We start from the raw sequence: 18,148 nt of genomic DNA, 5'->3' as shown, positions 1-18,148 counted from the left end.
ATGAAAAAAGAAAATCTTTACATAGGGTGTTCAGGATTTTATAATAACGACTGGAAAGGGTCATTATATCCTGAGAATGCTCCAAGTAAAGATTTTCTTTCTTTATACGCTGAAGTGTTTAATGCTGTAGAGATCAATTCCACATTCTACAGAAACCCTACCGTTAAAACACTTTCAAAATGGCATGATGAAACTCCGGACCCGTTTCGGTTTTTCATTAAAATCCCTAAGATCATTACTCATCAAAACCGTCTTGCAGAATCAAAAGAAGCCATTGCCGCATTTTGCAGCCACATCCAAAATAACCTCAAGGACAAGCTGTCCGGTTTTCTGTACCAGCTGCCGCCCTCTTTTAAAAATACACCGGAAAATAGAGATCGGATCACCCAAAACCTTGATTTCAGTTTTTTAAATGTCATTGAATTCCGCCATGAATCATGGTGGCAACAAGAAATATTTGATTTTTTAAAAAGCATCAATGTCGTTTTTTCCGGGGTCAGCTTTCCTGGCAGTCTTCCTGAAGATTTGATCATTAACAATCCTGAAATCATCTATTACCGGCTTCACGGAAAGCCTGTTCTCTATAAATCTGAATACAGCACTGATTTCCTTGATGATCTTGCTGGAAAAATTAAGAACACCAAACAAACAGCCTTTATATTTTTTAATAATACCTGGGGAACTTCAGCGGTCCGCAATGGCAAGTATGTAAAAAAGATTTTGGAATAAAGAAAACAAAGCCATTTTCTGATAGCGGCAGTAGTACATTTTGTTAAAATTAAATAATTCCCTGTCTAATGAAGGATATTTTTACAGCAAAGAATATAGAGAAAGACTATTGTTTTCACATTTATAAATGTTAAAACATAAAGAAAACAAAATCATATCCTCACAATCGGGTCATTTATTACAATCTTCTTTAAAATTAAGTTCTTAAAATAAACTTAAAAAGAAAAAATGCTGCACAACATGGCATGTAATTTGTTAATTTTCAACCGTTATTTTTAACGATTTTTAACAATTTAAACTTCCATTATCTTTATGAGAAAAATTTTTGCGGGAGAGTCGAAAAATAAGACTTTTCTCGGGATGCTTGCATTGATGAGTGCAACTTCGATCTTATTGAACAGCTGTAATTTCAAGAACGACGTGAATGAAAAAATAAATTCACCGGAAGATCCTGCCGCAAAAACAGTCCCCAGTATAGATGATGAAAATGTAGACCCCGATAAAAGAGTGATCTACCTTACCTTTGATGACGGCCCGAATCAGGGCACTGAAAACCTTTTAAAAATACTCAATAAGAGAAATGTGTGTGCCACAGCTTTTCTTGTCGGGAAACATGCCTATGGAAGCAAAAAGCAAAAAGACGATTTTGAACTGTTAAAACAGAATCCCCTTATTGAGCTTGCCAATCACAGTTTTACCCATGCCCACAACAAATATACCGACTTTTATAAAAACGCCGAAGCCGTGGTACATGATTTTGATATCGCTAAAGACAGTCTTAAGCTTCAGGATAAAATAGCAAGAACCCCGGGCAGAAACATCTGGAGGCTCAACACGATTAATGTAACGGATATTAAAGGTTCTACGGCAGCAGCCAATGGACTTAAAAATGCAGGATACAAGGTGGTCGGCTGGGATCTGGAATGGAGACCCACTCATAAAATGACCCTGAAGGGAAGCCATGAAGCCATGTTGAAAAAGGTAGACAGTATTTTCTTTAACGATCTTGAAAAAACATCGAGACATCTTGTTTTCCTTACGCATGACCAATACCTCAGGGATACTGATTCGATCAACGAATTGGATCTGTTTATTGAAAAACTACAGAAAACCAACAGATTTGTTTTCAGAAAGATTTCTCAATACCCTACGATCAATGAAGTTTTGAATTGATTTTTTTATGCCGTGTAAAATGGGTTCATCACTAGCAACTGTCAAGTAAATTTCGGAAATTTGCAATTATGAGTATTAAAGAAAATTATCAGATTATAAAAGACCAGCTTCCGGAAGGAGTTCAGCTGGTTGCCGTATCAAAAACACATCCGGTTTCCGCTATACAGGAAGTTTATGAATTGGGACAAAAGGTATTCGGAGAAAATAAAGTACAGGAACTGATGGAAAAACAGCCTCTTCTTCCCCAGGATATCCAATGGCATCTGATCGGTCATTTACAGACCAATAAAGTTAAATACATTGCTCCCTTCATTGATACCATACAAAGTGTGGATTCTGAAAAGCTACTGGCAGAGATCAATAAAGAATCCGGGAAACAGAACAGGGTCATTAAGGTATTGCTTCAGGTAAAAATTGCTGCAGAAGATACAAAGTTCGGGCTTGACATTTCAGCGGCTGAAAACCTGTTCAGACAGTATCTTGACGGGAGTTTCCCGAATGTTGAAATTACCGGTTTAATGGGAATGGCTACTTTCACGGAGGATGAACAACAGGTCAGAAAAGAATTCTTAACCTTAAAAGGTCTTTTTGATCAATTAAGCCAGCTGAAACCATTGAAAATCTTATCAATGGGGATGAGTGACGATTTCCCGGCAGCCATTGAATGCGGGGCCAATTCAGTAAGGGTCGGATCTGCTATTTTCGGCAGAAGAGATTATTCGAAGTAGAATTTTTAGGTATAGTTTTTGCTAATAATTGAAACAAAAAATTTAAATTTGCAACTATGCAAAAAATCCTTATAGTAGAAGACGAAAAAGCAATCTCGGGAGTACTTCACAGTATTCTTTCTGATGAACTTACCGATTATGAATTTGTTATCGCTGAAGACGGCCTGGAAGGCTACAAGCAGGTAGAGAAAGAAGATTTCGCATTAGTGATCTCTGATATCAAGATGCCTAAGCTTTCAGGAACAGAGCTTTTAAAGCAAAGTCTCGCATTAAAACCAGAAACTACTTTTATCATGATCTCAGGTCACGCAGATATTGACTCTGCTGTTTCATGCCTGAAAGAGGGTGCATACGACTTTATCTCCAAGCCAATTGACATCAACAGACTGATCACCAGTGTAAAAAATGCGTTGGTTAAAGAAACGCTGAAGAAAGAAAACAAAAATCTTCAGACGGAAAACAAAACATTAAAGAAAAAAGTAAATAAAAAGTATCAGATGATCGGTAATTCTCCTGCTTTGCAGAAAATTCAGGATATGATCGAAAAAGTGGCCGTGTCTGATGCCAGAGTACTGATCACCGGACCGAATGGTGCCGGAAAAGAATTGGTAGCCCACGCGATCCACAATCAAAGCGACCGTGCAAGAGGTCCTATGATAGAGGTAAACTGTGCTGCAATCCCGTCTGAACTTATTGAATCTGAACTTTTCGGCCACGTAAAAGGATCTTTTACAGGGGCTATCAAGGATAAGCAGGGAAAGTTTGAACAGGCTAACGGAGGGACTATCTTTCTGGACGAGATTGGTGACATGAGCCTTATCGCTCAGGCTAAAGTATTAAGAGCGCTTCAGGAAAGCAAAGTTTCCCCTGTAGGAAGTGATAAAGAAATAAAAGTTGATGTAAGAGTACTTGCAGCAACCAATAAAAATATGCAGAAAGAGATTGAGGAGGGAAAATTCAGAGAAGACCTTTACCACAGACTTTCTGTGATTGAAATTTATGTTCCGCCATTGGATGAAAGAAAAGAGGACATCAAATTGTTGGTTGAACATTTTTCAGGTATGATTGCCGATGAGCATGGCACTGCTATGAAAAAGTTTGATGATAAAGCTATTGATGCTTTAAAAGCGCTTTCATGGACTGGAAATATCAGAGAATTAAGGAATGTTGTTGAGCGATTAATTATTCTTGGTGGAAACACGGTTTCTGAAGCTGACGTTGCAAGTTTTGTAAGGAAATAATACGATTATTATTTACGATATTATAAAAATTTGCAGTAATCACTGCAAATTTTTTTTTGACCTGTTTTGAAATATTAACTATATGAATCATAAAATACGATGAACTTTTTAAACAAAAACTATACAAAAGAATGCCTGACTTTGGCTCTGCCTGTGATGCTTACCCAGGTGGGGCAGGTTTCAGTCAATTTATTCGATAATATTATTGTCGGAAAACTGTTAGGTGCGGATGCACTGGCCTCAGTTTCGCTGGGGAATGCAGTATTCTTCTCGATATTCGTACTGGCACTCGGGTTTTCATTTGCCATTCCGCCTTTGGTTTCAGAGGCCCATTCAAGACAGGACCATGACACGATCAATTCTGTTTTCAGCCATGGATTTGTGATCAATATGTCTGTCGGGATTATCCTCACGGTGGTCTTATTATTGGGTATGCCTCTGCTCTACCACTCGGGACAGCCTGCCAAAATCATTCCTGACACCGTAAGCTTCTTAAGCATCATGGTTATCAGTATGATTCCTTTTATGGCATTTCAGACACTTCGTGAAGTATCTGAAGGGCTCTCTTATACTATTGGTGTTACCAAGGCAACAATCATTGCCAACATCATTAATATTGCCCTCAACTATGTATTTATCAAGGGTCTTTGGGGGCTTCCTCCAATGGGTGTAAAAGGATCAGCCCTTGCTACTCTTATTTCAAGAATTTTTATGGTTGTTTTCCTTTATTTTGTATTGCTTAAGGAAAAGAGAACCCGGCGTTATATCAAAGATTTTTCGTTGAAAATCCAGGATTTTTCTAAAAAGATGTTTGATAAAATGGTAAAACTGGGATTGCCTACAGCATTACAGATGTTCTTTGAAGTAACAGCCTTTGCAGGAGCGGCATTTATCTGCGGACTTATTTCTGCTCACGATATTGCTTCCCACCAGATTGCCTTAAGCATGGCTTCCTTCACCTTTAATCTTTGTGTAGGATTCAGTGTGGCTTCTACGGTAATGATTGGGCGCAAACTGGGCGAACGGAATTTTGTGGAATTAAGAAAAGTAGGGATCAATAATTTGAAGATTGCATTCATCTTCATGTGTATCTGTGGATTGGTCTTCATTTTAGGAAGAAACATCCTGCCTACTTTCTTTACGAAAAAAGAAGAAATCGAAGTCATCACTTTGGCTTCAAAACTGATGATCATTGCAGCCCTGTTCCAGCTTTCAGATGGAATCCAGGTCACCGCTTTGGGAATGCTCAGAGGATTACAGGACGTTAAGATACCGTCTATCTATACCTTTATTGCCTATTGGGTTATTACCATTCCGTTAGGGTATTTCTTCTGTGTCACTTTAAAAATGGGGGCCTTCGGAATGTGGATCGCCCTTGGTTTAGGACTGACTGTATCAGCCGTTTTCCTTGTAAAACGATTCCTGAACATGTCAGCCAAAAGAATTAAGCAGAATATATAAAAATAATGTGGCTGTTTCCAGATTGAAACAGCCTTTTTTATTGCTTAAAATCTAAGTTTCTCACAAATATTGCAGATTTCGCAGCTTCTTTCAATACCAATGAGGCACAAACCAATGGGGCGTTATACGAAAACCAAGATTGAGCCATATTAGGTATAAACATGATCTAAACTGCTATAAAGAGTGAGAATCTTTTTAAAATAATTATACAATTCATACAAAGAAAAAAGGTTATCTCAACAATGAAATAACCTTTTTATATTTTACCCGATTCTTTTTCCTAGAATCTTCAGACTCCTTTCCATACCGTCTAAAACCGCTACATCCGGAAGAGTTCCCCAATCTTCAAATCCAAAATATCTGAACAGTTTCAGACTTGGCTCATTATGAAGAAAAATAAGAGCAACCAGATTTTTTACGCCGAACTTTCCGGCATTGTCGACACAGTATTGAAGGATTGTTTTGCCATACCCTTTTCCCCTGCATTTTTCATCCAGATAAATACTTACCTCTACCGTTCCGCTGTATGCAGGTCTTTCATGGAACGAACTAAAGCTTACCCATCCTACCGTCTGGCCGTCAAGATCTTCAACAACCCAAAGCGGCCTTGTTTCAGGATTATGTTCTTCAAACCACTTCTGCTTGCTTGCTACCGAAACTTCTTCCACATCCGCGGTCACCATTCTTGAAGCCACCGTTGAGTTATAAATCTCTACAATTCTTTCTAAGTCTGCTAAACCGGCATTTCTAAACTTTATTTCGTCCATGGCTATCCATTCAATTTATTTTTCAATACAAAAGTAATTAAATTTTCAAAGTACCCCCAAAAAAAATAAGCATAATTCATTAAAATTTAATTAAATATAACAAACACCCCCTCTATAAATAGAGTTATTTTAAATTTTTCAAAATTCTATTCAGACTGCGCACTGTAATGCCGAGGTAAGCAGCCATATCTTCTTTAGAAATCCGGATCCCTTGTTTTTCCTGCATGGTCAGCAGCTGGCTCAATGTATGTTCTACCGTATACAGCTGCTGATAGGAAGCTCTGCTGGAAGTGTTGATAATACGTTCTGCAAAAACATCAATACATGATTTAAACGAAGATCATTCTGGATCAAAGACTTAAAATAAGGAAGGCTTACCGCATAAACAGCAACTTCTGATACGGCTTCAACACTGCATAAACAGGTTGTATTCTTAATCACCTCTACCTCACCAAGAATTTCTCCACTGCCCAAAAACTCTACAATATATTCCTTTCCGTTTTCTTCGGAAAAATAACATTTGGCAATCCCTTCTTTGATAAGCATGACTTTGGGAAGGGTCTGCCCCTGTATCAATATTTTTTCGCCTTTGGAAAAAGTTTTTAATACAATATCATCCTTTGGGCCCTGCTGTATATAAAGTGCTTCAAGATAGCTTAAAAATATATGATTCGTCCTTAGCATATTGATCCGGGACAAATGTCCTTTTCCGGTTTGATTTTTATATTGAATTTTGTTACCGGAAAATTACAAAAGTAAAATGAATAATCACATCACCACCATCGCTTTTGACGCTGATGATACCCTTTGGATCAATGAGCCCTACTTTCAGGAGGCAGAAAAAGAATTCTGCAGCCTTCTTGAAGATTATCTGCCACAACATTCGGTATCCCAGGAATTGTTTAAGACGGAAATGCAAAATCTTCATTTATATGGCTATGGAGTGAAAGGATTTATGCTGTGCATGGTTGAAACCATAAGCAGAGTTTCCGGGAATACAGCGCCTATACAAGTGGTAAATAAAGCGATTGAGCTCGGACAGGAGCTTTTAAAGAAACCTATTGAACTTCTGGACGGAGTCCCAGAGACCCTGGAAAACCTAAAAGGAAAATACAGATTGGTAGTCGCTACCAAAGGGGATCTGCTGGATCAGGAACGCAAATTGAGAAACTCAGGACTCCAGGATTATTTCCATCATATTGAGATTATGAGCGATAAGAAAGAAAACGACTACAGAAAGTTGCTGAAACACCTTGACTGCCTGCCGGAGAACTTTCTGATGCTGGGAAATTCCGTAAAATCAGATATATTGCCTGTATTGGAAATAGGAGGTTTTGCGGCCCATATTCCTTATCATGTCACCTGATCTCATGAGCAGCATGATCTTAGTCTGGAACATGAGCACTTTATGGAATTGAAAAGTATTGATGAAATTCTTAAACACCTGTAAAAAATATGCAGCCATTAACGGTTGATAGAATTTTAAAAACCGACTGCTCCAAAAATGTTCAGCCAATACTTTATTTTCCAGCCACAAATGTTCAAACTTCTTTCACTGGTTTATTCGGAACTAAAGAAAAACAGGCTGTCTCACTTCTGAGACAGCCTGTTTCCTATTATTTTTTCAAACATTTTTCAAGGAACTGATCCTGCTCCCATAAAAGATGTAAAATATTCTCTTTAGCCTGGTATCCATGGGATTCTTTTGGAAGAAGTACCATTTTTACCGGAGCTCCCAGATTTTTTAAAGCCTGGAAATACCTTTCAGTCTGCAGTGTAAATGTTCCGGGATTGTTGTCAGCATCCCCATGTACCAACAGAAGAGGTGTTTTCATTTTGTCTGCATTCATGAACGGGGACATGGCATTATAGATCTCGGGAACATCCCAATAGTTTCTCTGTTCACTCTGGAATCCGAATGGAGTCAGGGTTCTGTTGTAGGCTCCGCTTCTTGCAATACCGCATGCAAACAGGTTGGAATGGGTCAGAAGGTTGGCAGTCATGAAAGCTCCATAAGAATGTCCTCCTACAGCTACTTTTTTCTTATCAATATACCCTAGCTGTTCCACTGCATTGATTGCAGCTTCAGCATTCGCTACCAACTGAGGAATAAAAGTATCGTTAGGTTCTGTTTTTCCTTCACCAATGATCGGGAAAGCGGCATCATCCAATACGGCGTACCCTTTGGTTGTCCAGTATACAAAAGAACCATAATACGGGAAAGTAAAGTCATTGGGGTTCTGGGTATTCTGCCCTGCTGTATTCTTATCCTTATATTCTGTAGGGTAAGCCCAGATCAATAACGGAAGCTTTTCTTTTTTCGCTTTTCTGTCATAGTTGGCAGGCAGGTAAAGTGTTCCGGTCAGCGTAACTCCGTCATTTCTCTTGTAGGTAATCACTTCTTTGTACACATCTTTAATGCTCTCAAAAGGATTTGCGAAGTGGGTTACCGGTTCCGTTCTGCCGGACTTGATATTCTTTTTATAATAGTTTGGATACTGGCTTGAAGACTCCTGGGTCGTTAAAATCTCACCTTTGGATGGATTCAGAATATCAACAATACTTTCTTTGGCATTCTTAAGGCCGGAAGTATACAGTCTTTTCTTTTTCAGCGATTTAACATCCATTTCATCGATAAACGGGTGCTGACCATCCTTTGTAAATCCGTCACCTATCAGATAGGCCTTCCCTCCTTTCATATCAATCACATATCTTCCGTATTGATTTTTAACATTGTTAAATTTCCCAGGATCACTGTAAACATCCTGATAATTTCTGTCGTCAAGTACTTTTGAATCTCCGCTCTTCAAATCAACCAGGAACGATTTTTTATTTCTTGTGTCATACCATTCTTCAGAAATCACGGCATAATGGTCATTCGTCCAGTCTGTTCCATCGTATCTCTGTTTGGTTTTAAAGAAAGATTTTGAAGCAGCTGTAAATGGCGCTTCCCAGGTAAAGATTTCATCTCTATATTCCGCGGCTTTATACTGATCTCCTCCATCAAGTGCCTCTGCATAAACCAGCGTTGCCGGAACATCACTTCTCCATGTCATTCCTCTTTTTCCTGTTCTTACTGATGAAAATCCTTTCGGCATGATTTCACTTAAAGGAACCTCATTCACAACTTTTACGGTATTTCCTTTGACGTCATACACTGTAGTTGACTGTGGAAACCTGTTATAAGGAACAATATAAGAGAATGGTTTTTTGATCACTGTCGCCATCAGGTAATTCCCATCCGGAGAAAAGCTTAAACCAGCATACAGATCCTGGTCTTTTACTTTTTTAAGGCTGCCGTTCAAATCTACGTTATATACTTCTGAAGCGGTAAGAACTTCAAAGTTCTTTTCATCCTGTGGATTTTTCAAGAGATCCTGGTACGTCCTGTTTTGTGACACCTTTCCGTCAGCAGTGGAAACAATGGGTCCTGTAGGAAGATCTTTAGTGGCATCTATTAATGCTGCCCTGTTTTGAGGCAGTGTCTTGATCAGTAAACTCTGCGAATCATTGTACCATATATAAGGGGTTCCTAAATTGGCATTCAGGGTATCTCCTGTAATTTTTATGGCCGCAGCCGTTTCCAGATCAACGATCCACAGCTCTACTCCTTTGCCTGTTGTATTGGTAAACGCAAGTTTCTTCTCATCCGGTGAAAATGTAACGTAGGTGATCTTTGCATCCGCCGGCATATTTTTCACTGAGATTTCATTTTTATCGTTGATCTTTCTTATTTTAAGATTATTGAAATACGTTACCGTGCTTGCAATATTGGTCACCGGGTTGATTCTCAGTCCTCCCAGTTTCATTTCCTGCTGGTTAAGATCGTTCAGCGTTTTATAAGTCGGACGATAGGTAAAAACCACCCAATCCTTCTTACTGTTCATCAAAACGCCAGGCGGCCTTTCATAATCTGCAAGTTTCAGGATTTCTGCAGATGGCTTTTGATAAGCAATATTCTCCTGTGCATCATAAAAATTGAGAAATGCCAGAAGGCAAATAGTCAGTTTTATCTTCATTTAATTTCATTTTCCACGAATGTAGTAATTTTTGAGTTATTTTAAAGTCTCAGCCATGACACATCTTGCAAATGAACAGACCATTCTAGCATAAAATAAAAAAAAGAGCATTGTTTAATGCTCTTTTGTCTTTTATATTTTCTAAATAAGTCTACCAGTCTGATGCTCTTTTTCTTTTTTCAATCATATGATCCACTGAAATCTTTCCTGCCCCTAATGCCATGAGCAAAAGATAAACAGAAAGATAAATAAGGCTCATTTCTCTCTTCTCAAAAGGATCTGCTCCATGCACCACAAAAGCGGCGATCACCATTGTAAAGATCAGGAAGCCTAAAGAAACCCTTGTGAAAAGCCCTAATATCAGTAATATTGAACATACAAATTCTGCAAAAACCGTAAGAATAAGAGATATCTGAGGTCCTAGTCCCATAAAATCAAAGAACTCGATTTTACCGCCTGCCAACAGCATCTGAAGTTTTGGATATCCATGAGCAAGCATTGCAAAACCTACAAACACTCTCACAGCAAATAAAACAATATCTTTAAGTATTGAGCTTGAATTTGAATTGGTATAGTTCATGTACTGAAAAATTTAGACTAAGGTAATAAAAATCTTTTAATACAACGGGATTACAGCGTTTTTAGTTTATCTGTAACCGAAGTTTTTCAGATCTCTGTCATTCTTTCTCCAATCTTTTTTCACTTTTACAAATAAGTTTAAGTGAATTTTTTTAGAAAAGAATTTCTCCAGGTCTAATCTTGCGTCAGTTCCTACTTTCTTAATGGCCTCACCTTTATGGCCGATGATAATTCCTTTCTGAGTATCTCTCTCCACATAAATAATAGAGTCTATAAAGATGATCCCTTCTTTTTCCTTAAACTGCTCTGTTACCACTTCTACTGAATAAGGAATTTCTTTATCATAATTTAAAAGAATTTTCTCACGGATCGCCTCATTCACAAAGAACCTTTCCGGTTTGTCTGTAAACTGGTCTTTGTCATAATAGGGCGGGTTTTCCGGCAGTAGAGATTTAATCTTAGGTAAAATAATCTCTGTATTGAAAGAATTCAGTGCAGAAATAGGAAGAATTTCCGCTTTAGGAATTCTGTTATGCCAGTCTTCCACTAATTTTTCAAGGCCTTCCTGAGTAGTCTGATCCACTTTGTTTAATAAAAGAAGAACAGGAACAGGAATTTTATTTAATTTATCAATAAGAAATTCGGATGGTTCAGCTTTATCGGTAACATCTACAATAAACAGGAAAACATCAGCATCCTGCAAAGAATCTTTTACAAAATCCATCATTTTTTCCTGAAGACCGTACTTTGGATCCAATACTCCCGGAGTATCAGAAAATACAATCTGTAGATCCTCTTCATTATAAATACCAAAAATTCTGTGACGGGTTGTCTGAGCCTTCTGCGTTACAATCGCCAACTTCTCACCCATCAATTGGTTCAATAAGGTCGATTTCCCCGCATTGGGCTTTCCAACTATATTTACAAATCCTGCTTTGTGCATAAAAATATTATTACGAACTGCAAAGTTAGTAAAACAAAATTGGTCTTTACGGCTAATCTCAATATTTAAAAGAAAAAAGAGACTTATTGTTTTAAATGATCATGCAAAATGGTTTCTTTTTAATAGGAATACCGCTGTAAAACCTCATATCCCTGCATAATCTGAACTGAGACCATATACCTGTTTATTTTTAAAAAAAATGATCAGATTTTTGTGTTGCATCACTTAAAACTAATATTTTTGACTATTAGAATTCATTTTTATGAATATAGACCAGATTCTTGACTCTATTTATCTCCTTCCCGAAGCTTCAAAAACCGGCTTAAAAAAGCATATTACAGAAGTTTCCTATCCTAAAGGCTTCTGCCTTATGGAAGCTGATAAAGTCATCCCATACGTTTATTTTATCCGTAAAGGAATTGCGCGAGCCTATGCGACTACTTCAGAAAACGATATAACCTTCTGGTTCGGAAGCGAGGGGCAGACGGTTATTTCTATGAAAAGCTATGTACAGGACAAACCCGGTTATGAAAGTATTGAACTTCTTGAAGACTGTGATTTATATAAGATCGAAACGGAAGACCTGAGGAAGCTTTTTAATGAGGATATTCATATTGCCAACTGGGGAAGAAAACTGGCGGAAGCGGAGATGATCAAATCGGAGGAACTAATTATTTCAAGACAGTTTAAAACTTCTTTAGAGCGCTATAAAGACCTTATGGCTTATCAATCCGATCTTCTAAAAAGAGTGCAGCTTGGTCATATTGCCTCTTATCTTGGCATTACCCAGGTGAGCTTAAGCAGAATCCGTGCGGAGATAAAATAATTTCAATTTTAAGATTGGAAGCAGGAAGAATGAAGATGGAAGTTATGGTCTCATATACTAATTAGCAATCATTCCTTATGGAAGGTTCTTAGAATCATTAATAAGTAAAATTGAGTACGACTCCTTAACCGGCTATCATTACTCCTTTCTTCCGGCTCCCCTCTTCATTTTTTAACAATTGTAAAATTTTTTCTCCTGCCAAATTCTGAAATTTGCAGTAGAAAAATTAAAAAAATGAATTGGATCATATTAGTTATCGCGGGATTATTTGAAGTTGCCTTCGCATCATGTCTGGGAAAGGCAAAAGAAACATCAGGGACTGAGATGTACCTGTGGTATGCCGGCTTCCTGATCACAATGACGATCAGTATGCTTTTGCTGATCAAAGCTACTCAGACACTGCCTATTGGTACAGCTTATGCGGTATGGACAGGAATTGGGGCTGTAGGAACTGCTTTAATGGGAATTATATTCTTTAAGGATCCTGTAAGTTTTTGGAGGGTATTTTTTATTGTAACCCTTATCGGTTCCGTCGTAGGCTTGAAAGCGGTGTCTTCATCACATTAAAATCTGCATCAACTTCTATCAATAATTAAAAATGGAAACCGGCTTCGTATTGAAGCTGGTTTTTTTATTTTTATATAGTGAAATAAGGAAATATTCAGACTTGTCTTCCTGATTCCACATAAAAAAGCCTGTCATGCACTGACAGGCCTTTTTTATTTTTTGTAAACTACAGGTAAGATCTCATTGCGTCTTAACCCGTATTTTTTAATTTCTTCTTCCGAAAATTTTTGAGAATAGAAGTTCGGTTCTGCTTCAAAACCGGTCTTTCGTAAGCGGTCGAAATAATCCATTCCGTACCAACGGACATGATCATACTGTCCGAAGTGTTTCTGGCGTTCTTTAGGATCCTTGATCGTAAAATCTTCATACGTTTTCTCCAATGAATTTTTCATCGGAACCTGAAGAATTCCCCAACCTCCCGGCCTCATTACCCTGTAAAGCTCACGCATCGCTTTGGCATCATCTTCAATATGTTCCAGGACATGGTTGCAAAAAACAATATCAAAACTTTCATCTTCGAAAGGTAAATCAAGAATATCGGCCTTTACGTCCACGATCGGTGAATACAGATCGGCTGAAATGTAATTCAGGTTGCTCATTCTTTTAAATTTTCTCAAGAACTCCTGTTCGGGAGCAATATGCAGAACTTTGTAGTTCTTAATGAAAAAATCGGTCTCATTCTGAAGATACAACCACATCTGACGGTGTCTTTCCAAGCTCAGGGTTCCCGGAGAAAGGGCATTTTCTCTTTGCTTTCCATATCCGTAAGGCAGGAATTTCCGGTAAGATCTTCCGTCGATAGGATCATAAAACTGATCTCCTTTGAAAAACTGATAAATAAGCGGTCTCGCCCAGATGCTCATTTTAATCAGCATCGGACGTGGAATTTTATTCAGTAGAAGCTTAGTTATCTTTTTCATTAAAAATCCAGTTGGAACGGCTTTTCTTCATCACTTTGAATACCCAGCGCTTCATACACATATTGGAATGTTGAAAGCAATACCGGTTTACCGTTGATAACCGCTACATCATGTTCAAAATGAGCAGAGGGCAAGTTATCCAAAGTCGTTACCGTCCATCCATCATTATGGAATTTTACTTTTTCAGTTCCAAGGTTGATCATCGGCTCAATAGCAATGGCCAGACCGTCTTTGATCACTTTTCCGCTTCCCTGTCTTCCATAATTGGGAACCTGAGGATCTTCATGCATTTTTCTTCCTAAACCATGTCCTACCAATTCTTTTACCACTCCATATCCTTCTTTTTCACAGTGTGCCTGGATAGCATGTGAAATATCTCCTATTCTTTTTCCTCTTACACATTGGGCAATCCCTTTGTAAAGAGATTCTTTGGTCACCTCCAGCAGCTTTTTAACTTCCGGTTTCACTTCACCAATCTCAAAAGTGTAAGCATGGTCTCCTACAAAACCGTTCAGGATCACTCCACAGTCTACGGAAAGAACATCTCCTTCCTTAACGACTTCATTATTCGGGAAGCCATGAACTACCTGCTCATTCGGCGAGATGCATAAAGAGTTCGGAAAGCCTCCATATCCTAAGAATGCCGGTTCTGCACCATGATCTTTAATGAAATCATGAGCCAGTTTATCCAGATATAAAGTCGTAATTCCCGGTTTAATTTCTTTGGCCAACATTCCCAATGTTTTAGAAACCAATCGGGCGCTCTCCTTCATAAGACGTAGCTCGTCTATCGTTTTTAATTGAATCATTATTGTATAGATTTAGATATGAGATGCTAGAAGTAGATGACCGCTTTACGTATACCTTTACTTCTAATGATCTATCAACTTTTCTGAGAATATACAGAAGCTCTGCTATGACACTGAAGTCTGGCTCCTAATGTCCGGCTCTGCATTTTATCTTACCAGAAAAGTCCTTTTTTCTTTTCTTTTTTAAGTTTTGAATAGGCAAGAACTTCTTTCCCCTCTACCCGGAACTCTATTCTATCCTGGATGATATTGTAAATCTCGCCCCATCCCGGAAATCCACCTAAATTTCTGTCGTCAATGAACCAGTCTGCGTCTAATTTTCGGGACTGATTTTCAGAATCGAAAACTTCTCCTTCAAAACTTGAATTTACCGCATAAAATTCTATTCCGTTCTTTTTACAAAATTCTACCGCTTCATCTAACGTTTTTCCGTGTCTATATGTCCAAAGGATAAGTCTGTACCCTTCCGCCTGAAGTCTTTTCAATGTTTCGAAAGCAAAAATTTTCGGTTTCCCAATTGCCGGATAAGCATCATCAACAATAGTTCCGTCAAAGTCAACAGCAATCTTCTTATTGTTTAACATTTTGTTCTTTTTTTAGCTTTGCAAAGATAAGAAATAAAAAAGAGTGCCAAAAAAGAAAGGCACTCAATACTTTTATAATTTAAATAATAGTATGGAACTATTAGCTTTTTACCCAGTTGAACTGGAACTGAAGATCCGGTGTAGAAACTCTGTCGGTGATCTTCTGTAGTCTTGCAGGCAGCTTCATCAAATATTCCTGCGCTTTTTCTGCTTTTTCAGTAAGACCTTTCACGTGTTCAATCTTCCATTCATCCAATAGATCTTTCATAATATTGATATAATCCTGGCCGGTATACACCATACATCTTTGGGCTGCATCTGAAAAATGTCCCCAAAGTTCACCTGCCTTCTGCCCGGACTGTCTCATCAGGTGAGCCGGCATTACGATCTTCTTACGCATCATATCTTCAAAGGCAAGGATCATTTCTGAAGGGTCTATTTCAAGGATTTTAGCAACGAAATGCTTATAAGCTTTAGCATGTCTTGCTTCGTCTGCTGCAATAACACCGCACATTTTAGCCAATTTACCGTTTCCGGACTGCTTGGCCAATGTTCCTACTCTTCTATGAGAGATATTGGTTGCTGTTTCCTGAAAACTTGTATAAATAAAGTTTCTGTAAGGGTCCATACTTGTTCCCAAATCAAAACCGTCGTTAATCAGATATTGAGTTGTAATTTCTACTTCTCTCATATTCACTCTTCCGCACAGATAAAGATATTTGTTTAATAAATCTCCATGTCTGTTTTCCTCTGCGGTCCAAGCTCTTACCCAGTTTGCCCAGCCTAACTTTTCTTCCTGATTGATTCCTTCCACTCCCATCAGCCAAGACTCATAAGAAGGAAGAGCCTCTTCAGTGATACAGTCCCCGATCAGGGTTACAAACAGGTCATAAGGCATTTCACGGGCAAAAGTCTGAATTTCTTCCAAATCATGTTTAAACTCATCGCTTGAAGGGTCCGGCAGGTAATCGGAAGGCTGCCATATTTTTTCAATTGGCGTTAAAAATTTTTCCAGAAAAGAACCTACTTCCTTTTCCAATAATCCCATTACTTCTTTCCTAACAAGCTTTTGATACATTTTTCTATTCAGTTTTAATTAGCAAAGATATGATTTATTTATTATTTAACGCATAATAAAGTATGCAACTCATACCTTATCTGACATAAATCATAAAGAATGCCATTATTCAAATTATAACGGCATTCTTTTGACATTATTATTAAATTTTAGCTAACTAAAACATCTCCTGTCATCACAGCCGGTATTTCAACGCCCATCACTTTGAGGATCGTAGGAGCTACATCACCCAGTTTACCGGGTTTTAAGTTCCAGGTGTGGTCTTTATCCATTACAATGAAAGGGACCAGGTTTGTGGAATGCTGTGTATTCGGGGTACCATCTGCATTGATCATTACATCAGAATTTCCGTGGTCTGCAAGGATGAAAACAGCGTACCCGTTTTCATAAGCGGCAGTGGCCACTTTTTCAATACATTTGTCTACGGTTTCAGCAGCTTTTACTGCTGCTTCAAAAACTCCGGTATGCCCTACCATATCTGTATTGGCAAAGTTTAAGCAAACAAAATCAGCCGTTCCCTGTTCCAATTCCGGTACGATGGCATTGGTAATATCATAAGCTGACATTTCCGGCTTAAGATCATAGGTAGGAACATCTTTCGGGCTTGGGCACAACAGTCTTCTCTCTCCTTCGAATTCCTGTTCTCTTCCTCCTGAAAAGAAAAAGGTAACGTGCGGATATTTTTCCGTTTCTGCAATTCTGATCTGAGATTTACCATTTTTCTCTAGGACCTCTCCCATGGTTTCCATCAATACATTTTCGTCAAAGACCACCTGAACATTCTGGAATGTTTTATCATAATTGGTCAACGTAATATAGTAAAGGTTAAGTTTACGCATAAAGAACTCGGGGAAGTCTTTTTGTGAAAGTACTTCTGTGATCTCCCTGCCTCTGTCTGTACGGAAATTAAAGCAGATCACCACATCGTCATCTATAATTTTTGCTACCGGAACGATATTTCCTGTTGCCGTAGTATTTACTAAAATAATAGGTTTAAGGAATTCATCGGTTACATTATCATGATATGAATTCTGAATTGCTGCCAGCGCATCAGTAGTCTGCAGGCCGACTCCTTCCACAAGGGCATCATAAGCCAGCTTAACACGTTCCCATCTCTTATCTCGGTCCATTGCATAATAGCGCCCTATCACGGTAGCCAGTTTTCCTGTAGTAGCCTCCATATGCTTCTGAAGTTCGTCAATGAATCCCAGCCCTGAATGCGGATCACAGTCTCTACCGTCTGTAAACGCGTGAACGAAAACATTTTCATTCAATCCAAATTCTTTAGCGGCAGTTAATAAACCTTTCAGGTGATTAATATGTGAATGCACACCTCCATTGGAAACCAATCCTATAAAGTGTACTTTTTTATTTTCTCTTTTGGCATATTCAAAAGCATCCTGGATTACTTTTTCCCGTCCTAAGGTTCCATTCTCCACGGCCATATTAAGCTTTACCAGATTCTGATAAACGACCCTTCCGGCCCCTAAATTCATGTGACCTACTTCAGAATTCCCCATTTGTCCGGCAGGTAGCCCAACAGCCAGCCCGCTCGCTTCAAGTGTTGTATGCGGGTATTTTTTGTAGCAGCTGTCTATAAATGGTGTATTTGCTTTGTCTATTGCAGAAACATCAGGATTTGTTCCTAATCCCCATCCGTCAAGGATTGCCAATATTGCTTTTTTTGACATAGTATAACTTTTGTATACAAATTTACCTAATTT

General features: G+C 38.4%; 18 protein-coding genes and 1 pseudogene. 8 read left to right on the top strand and 11 right to left on the bottom strand.

Features of this window, described 5'->3' with window-relative positions; translation table 11 throughout:
• The 5 genes from MUW56_RS20175 (at nt 1) to MUW56_RS20155 (ending at nt 5,332) form a co-directional block, all read left to right on the top strand.
• A complete protein-coding gene (locus MUW56_RS20175) occupies nt 1-729 on the top strand; it encodes a DUF72 domain-containing protein (RefSeq protein WP_292014879.1) in 729 nt (242 codons plus the stop codon).
• A gap of 312 nt (nt 730-1,041) precedes the next feature.
• Nucleotides 1,042-1,902, top strand: a complete 861-nt coding sequence (locus MUW56_RS20170) for a polysaccharide deacetylase family protein (RefSeq protein ID WP_292014878.1) — start codon at nt 1,042-1,044, stop codon at nt 1,900-1,902.
• A gap of 68 nt (nt 1,903-1,970) precedes the next feature.
• Nucleotides 1,971-2,630, top strand: coding sequence for a YggS family pyridoxal phosphate-dependent enzyme (locus tag MUW56_RS20165; RefSeq protein WP_292014877.1), 660 nt, complete (start codon nt 1,971-1,973; stop codon nt 2,628-2,630).
• A gap of 56 nt (nt 2,631-2,686) precedes the next feature.
• Entirely contained in the window at nt 2,687-3,871 is a 1,185-nt protein-coding gene (locus tag MUW56_RS20160; RefSeq protein ID WP_292014876.1) for a sigma-54 dependent transcriptional regulator, read from the top strand.
• Between the two features lie 99 nt (nt 3,872-3,970).
• Entirely contained in the window at nt 3,971-5,332 is a 1,362-nt protein-coding gene (locus tag MUW56_RS20155) for an MATE family efflux transporter (RefSeq protein ID WP_292014875.1), read from the top strand.
• A 263-nt stretch (nt 5,333-5,595) separates the two neighbouring features.
• On the opposite strand, the gene MUW56_RS20150 is transcribed toward MUW56_RS20155, so the two are convergent.
• The 3 genes from MUW56_RS20150 to MUW56_RS20145 all read right to left on the bottom strand — a co-directional run bounded on the left by MUW56_RS20150 (nt 5,596) and on the right by MUW56_RS20145 (nt 6,783).
• Nucleotides 5,596-6,099, bottom strand: coding sequence for a GNAT family N-acetyltransferase (locus tag MUW56_RS20150; protein WP_292014874.1), 504 nt, complete (start codon nt 6,097-6,099; stop codon nt 5,596-5,598).
• Between the two features lie 124 nt (nt 6,100-6,223).
• The gene (locus tag MUW56_RS22895; RefSeq protein ID WP_367118571.1) at nt 6,224-6,286 is read right to left on the bottom strand and encodes a hypothetical protein; all 63 of its coding nucleotides are present in this window, start codon (nt 6,284-6,286) and stop codon (nt 6,224-6,226) included.
• Between the two features lie 65 nt (nt 6,287-6,351).
• On the bottom strand, nt 6,352-6,783 hold the full coding sequence (locus MUW56_RS20145) for a Crp/Fnr family transcriptional regulator (RefSeq protein ID WP_367118540.1): 432 nt from the start codon (nt 6,781-6,783) through the stop codon (nt 6,352-6,354).
• A gap of 76 nt (nt 6,784-6,859) precedes the next feature.
• Between MUW56_RS20145 and MUW56_RS20140 the strand changes: the two are divergent.
• Nucleotides 6,860-7,549: pseudogene (locus MUW56_RS20140) on the top strand (HAD family hydrolase).
• A gap of 166 nt (nt 7,550-7,715) precedes the next feature.
• On the opposite strand, the gene MUW56_RS20135 reads toward MUW56_RS20140, so the two are convergent.
• From MUW56_RS20135 to era, 3 genes are all read right to left on the bottom strand, one after another.
• Nucleotides 7,716-10,118 carry a prolyl oligopeptidase family serine peptidase gene (locus tag MUW56_RS20135; protein ID WP_292014873.1) on the bottom strand — a complete coding sequence of 801 codons (2,403 nt, stop codon included), beginning with the start codon at nt 10,116-10,118 and terminating at the stop codon, nt 7,716-7,718.
• A 151-nt stretch (nt 10,119-10,269) separates the two neighbouring features.
• Nucleotides 10,270-10,698 (bottom strand): DoxX family protein, encoded by a 429-nt coding sequence (locus tag MUW56_RS20130; RefSeq protein ID WP_292014872.1) that lies wholly within the window; start codon nt 10,696-10,698, stop codon nt 10,270-10,272.
• Nucleotides 10,699-10,764: 66 nt separating this feature from the next.
• The gene (gene era, locus MUW56_RS20125; protein WP_292014871.1) at nt 10,765-11,640 is read right to left on the bottom strand and encodes a GTPase Era; all 876 of its coding nucleotides are present in this window, start codon (nt 11,638-11,640) and stop codon (nt 10,765-10,767) included.
• A 262-nt stretch (nt 11,641-11,902) separates the two neighbouring features.
• Here era and MUW56_RS20120 point away from each other — a divergent pair, with 262 nt between their 5' ends.
• On the top strand, nt 11,903-12,466 hold the full coding sequence (locus tag MUW56_RS20120) for a Crp/Fnr family transcriptional regulator (RefSeq protein WP_292014870.1): 564 nt from the start codon (nt 11,903-11,905) through the stop codon (nt 12,464-12,466).
• 234 nt (nt 12,467-12,700) lie between these two features.
• Nucleotides 12,701-13,033, top strand: a complete 333-nt coding sequence (locus MUW56_RS20115) for a multidrug efflux SMR transporter (protein WP_050021122.1) — start codon at nt 12,701-12,703, stop codon at nt 13,031-13,033.
• A 152-nt stretch (nt 13,034-13,185) separates the two neighbouring features.
• On the opposite strand, the gene MUW56_RS20110 is transcribed toward MUW56_RS20115, so the two are convergent.
• The 5 genes from MUW56_RS20110 to gpmI form a co-directional block, all read right to left on the bottom strand.
• Entirely contained in the window at nt 13,186-13,953 is a 768-nt protein-coding gene (locus MUW56_RS20110) for a class I SAM-dependent methyltransferase (protein WP_292014869.1), read from the bottom strand.
• Nucleotides 13,953-14,762 carry a type I methionyl aminopeptidase gene (gene map / locus MUW56_RS20105; RefSeq protein WP_292014868.1) on the bottom strand — a complete coding sequence of 270 codons (810 nt, stop codon included), beginning with the start codon at nt 14,760-14,762 and terminating at the stop codon, nt 13,953-13,955. The genes MUW56_RS20110 and map overlap by 1 nt, the downstream gene beginning before the upstream one ends.
• 152 nt (nt 14,763-14,914) lie before the next feature.
• Nucleotides 14,915-15,346 carry a BT0820 family HAD-type phosphatase gene (locus tag MUW56_RS20100; protein WP_292014867.1) on the bottom strand — a complete coding sequence of 144 codons (432 nt, stop codon included), beginning with the start codon at nt 15,344-15,346 and terminating at the stop codon, nt 14,915-14,917.
• A 100-nt stretch (nt 15,347-15,446) separates the two neighbouring features.
• Nucleotides 15,447-16,424 carry an acyl-ACP desaturase gene (locus MUW56_RS20095; protein WP_292014866.1) on the bottom strand — a complete coding sequence of 326 codons (978 nt, stop codon included), beginning with the start codon at nt 16,422-16,424 and terminating at the stop codon, nt 15,447-15,449.
• A 149-nt stretch (nt 16,425-16,573) separates the two neighbouring features.
• Nucleotides 16,574-18,115: a 2,3-bisphosphoglycerate-independent phosphoglycerate mutase gene (gene gpmI / locus MUW56_RS20090; protein ID WP_292014865.1), complete on the bottom strand. Its 1,542-nt coding sequence runs from the start codon at nt 18,113-18,115 to the stop codon at nt 16,574-16,576.
• Nucleotides 18,116-18,148: the final 33 nt, after the last annotated feature.

Source organism: Chryseobacterium sp., assembly GCF_022869225.1.
Taxonomy (GTDB): domain Bacteria; phylum Bacteroidota; class Bacteroidia; order Flavobacteriales; family Weeksellaceae; genus Chryseobacterium.
Note: the sequence above shows the minus strand (reverse complement) of the source record. Positions and strands in the feature narration are given on the sequence as shown.

Coding starts and splice junctions, on each gene's coding strand:
- MUW56_RS20175 (WP_292014879.1), top strand. CDS start 1: ATGAAAAAAGAAAATCTTTACATAGGGTGTTCAGGATTTTATAATAAC.
- MUW56_RS20170 (WP_292014878.1), top strand. CDS start 1,042: ATGAGAAAAATTTTTGCGGGAGAGTCGAAAAATAAGACTTTTCTCGGG.
- MUW56_RS20165 (WP_292014877.1), top strand. CDS start 1,971: ATGAGTATTAAAGAAAATTATCAGATTATAAAAGACCAGCTTCCGGAA.
- MUW56_RS20160 (WP_292014876.1), top strand. CDS start 2,687: ATGCAAAAAATCCTTATAGTAGAAGACGAAAAAGCAATCTCGGGAGTA.
- MUW56_RS20155 (WP_292014875.1), top strand. CDS start 3,971: ATGAACTTTTTAAACAAAAACTATACAAAAGAATGCCTGACTTTGGCT.
- MUW56_RS20150 (WP_292014874.1), bottom strand. CDS start 6,099: ATGGACGAAATAAAGTTTAGAAATGCCGGTTTAGCAGACTTAGAAAGA.
- MUW56_RS20145 (WP_367118540.1), bottom strand. CDS start 6,783: ATGCTAAGGACGAATCATATATTTTTAAGCTATCTTGAAGCACTTTAT.
- MUW56_RS20135 (WP_292014873.1), bottom strand. CDS start 10,118: ATGAAGATAAAACTGACTATTTGCCTTCTGGCATTTCTCAATTTTTAT.
- MUW56_RS20130 (WP_292014872.1), bottom strand. CDS start 10,698: ATGAACTATACCAATTCAAATTCAAGCTCAATACTTAAAGATATTGTT.
- era (WP_292014871.1), bottom strand. CDS start 11,640: ATGCACAAAGCAGGATTTGTAAATATAGTTGGAAAGCCCAATGCGGGG.
- MUW56_RS20120 (WP_292014870.1), top strand. CDS start 11,903: ATGAATATAGACCAGATTCTTGACTCTATTTATCTCCTTCCCGAAGCT.
- MUW56_RS20115 (WP_050021122.1), top strand. CDS start 12,701: ATGAATTGGATCATATTAGTTATCGCGGGATTATTTGAAGTTGCCTTC.
- MUW56_RS20110 (WP_292014869.1), bottom strand. CDS start 13,953: ATGAAAAAGATAACTAAGCTTCTACTGAATAAAATTCCACGTCCGATG.
- map (WP_292014868.1), bottom strand. CDS start 14,762: ATGATTCAATTAAAAACGATAGACGAGCTACGTCTTATGAAGGAGAGC.
- MUW56_RS20100 (WP_292014867.1), bottom strand. CDS start 15,346: ATGTTAAACAATAAGAAGATTGCTGTTGACTTTGACGGAACTATTGTT.
- MUW56_RS20095 (WP_292014866.1), bottom strand. CDS start 16,424: ATGTATCAAAAGCTTGTTAGGAAAGAAGTAATGGGATTATTGGAAAAG.
- gpmI (WP_292014865.1), bottom strand. CDS start 18,115: ATGTCAAAAAAAGCAATATTGGCAATCCTTGACGGATGGGGATTAGGA.